This window comes from Halomonas sp. GXIMD04776 (genome assembly GCF_049808615.1).
In the GTDB taxonomy this organism is placed as follows: domain Bacteria; phylum Pseudomonadota; class Gammaproteobacteria; order Pseudomonadales; family Halomonadaceae; genus Modicisalibacter.
In genome coordinates this window covers 1-1,577 of the sequence record NZ_JBNCAN010000059.1, presented here as the reverse complement: position 1 = coordinate 1,577, position 1,577 = coordinate 1, and the positions used below count along the sequence as shown (strand labels likewise).

At 62.4% G+C, this 1,577-nt stretch carries 1 protein-coding gene; it reads left to right on the top strand.

All coding sequences use genetic code 11. From position 1 onward, the window contains the following. Nucleotides 1–87 precede the first annotated feature (87 nt). Nucleotides 88–1,407: an IS1380 family transposase gene (locus tag ACPF7Z_RS19365; protein ID WP_425194873.1), complete on the top strand. Its 1,320-nt coding sequence runs from the start codon at nt 88–90 to the stop codon at nt 1,405–1,407. Nucleotides 1,408–1,577: the final 170 nt, after the last annotated feature.

The window sequence follows — 1,577 nt, the reverse complement described above, 5'->3', positions numbered from 1 at the left end:
CCCGGATATTGCATCGGGCATGAAAAAAGCGGCTGAAAATCGGTTATAATTCAAGCTCCTACACCAGAATCAACCGCATCAGCCGCCATGACAAAATGTACCATGCCCACCGCCTCCTTTCCACGCTGCAAAGGCCGTCAGATCGCCGCCAGCTTCGATGGCGGCGATGTCACCTCCGACGGCGGCATCCTGCTTCTCCGCCAACTGGATCGTGAGATCGGCCTGACCCGCGCCGTGGCTCGCCGGCTGAGCGATGCGCGAGATCCTCAGCGCTGCCAGCACCGCACGGAAACCCTGGTTCGACAACGCGTGTTCGGCTTGGCGCTGGGCTACGAGGATCTCAACGACCACCATGCGTTGCGTCACGACATCGCCCTGCAGACTGCCGTCGATACCGACGGGGTGCTGGCCAGCCAGTCGACCCTGTGTCGCTTCGAGCAGCAGGCCAACCGGGACTGGGCGGTCGCGATCCACGAGGAGATCATCGAGCAGTTCATCCGTTCGTTCCGCAAGCCGCCGAAGAAGCCGCTCTATCTCGACTTCGATGCGACTGATGATCGGGTACACGGCCAGCAGCTGGGGCGGCACTTCAACGGCTACTACGACCACTACATCTTCCTGCCCCTGTTCGTGTTCTGTGGCGATCAGCTGCTGGTCAGCTATCTTCGCCCGGCCTACCGAGATGCCGCTCACCACGCCGGCGCCATCCTCGCCTTGCTGGTCCGGCGCCTGCGCCAGGCATGGCCTGAGGTGAAGATCGTGTTCCGCGGTGACAGCGGCTTCTGCCGCCCGATGATCCTCAACTGGTGCGACCGCCACGGCGTCGAGTACATCATCGGTCTCGCCGGCAACAAGCGTCTGGCCAAGCTGGCCCTGGATATCGACTATGAGTCGGCGATCCGCTTCGAAGCGACCTGGGAGAAGCAGCGCGTCTTCGGCTTCATCGAGTACGCGGCCAATAGCTGGAAGAAGCGCCGACGAAAGGTGATCGTCAAATCCGAGACCAGTGCGCGTGGCTTCAACACCCGCTATGTGGTCACCAACCTGCGCGGTTGCAGCGCCGAGTGGCTCTATGACCACCGCTACTGCGCCCGGGGCGAGATGGAGAACCGCCTCAAGGAGCAGCAGTTCCTGTTCGCCGACCGCACCAGCTGCCACGAATGGTGGCCCAACCAATACCGGCTGCTGCTCTCGGGGCTGGCCTACCTGCTGCTGGAGCGACTGCGCCGGGTCTACCTCAAGCGCACCGCCTTCGCCCAGGCGCAGGTCAACACCATCCGCCTGAAGCTGCTGAAGATCGGTGCCGTCATCACGCGCAATACCCGCACTATCCGGTTGATGCTGAGTAGCCGGTACCCGGAGCAGGCCCTCTTTCTGACGCTGGCCAGCAAACTGGTGCCTGGATAGCCCCGAGGCGTGCTGTCCCCGGCACAGAAAACACATGGGGGTAGGGGGAAGTGCGTTCTGAAACCAAAGAACTGATCAAAAAACCATCAAATTAGAGGCTTGGGCGCGGCAACGGCCCGCGCCCTCGGAATCTGGGCGCTGCTGACCAGCCCGGTGCAATATCCGGGCTA

Bases quoted from the DNA above. Each gene is read 5' to 3' on its own strand.
- ACPF7Z_RS19365 (WP_425194873.1), top strand. From the start codon at position 88: ATGACAAAATGTACCATGCCCACCGCCTCCTTTCCACGCTGCAAAGGC.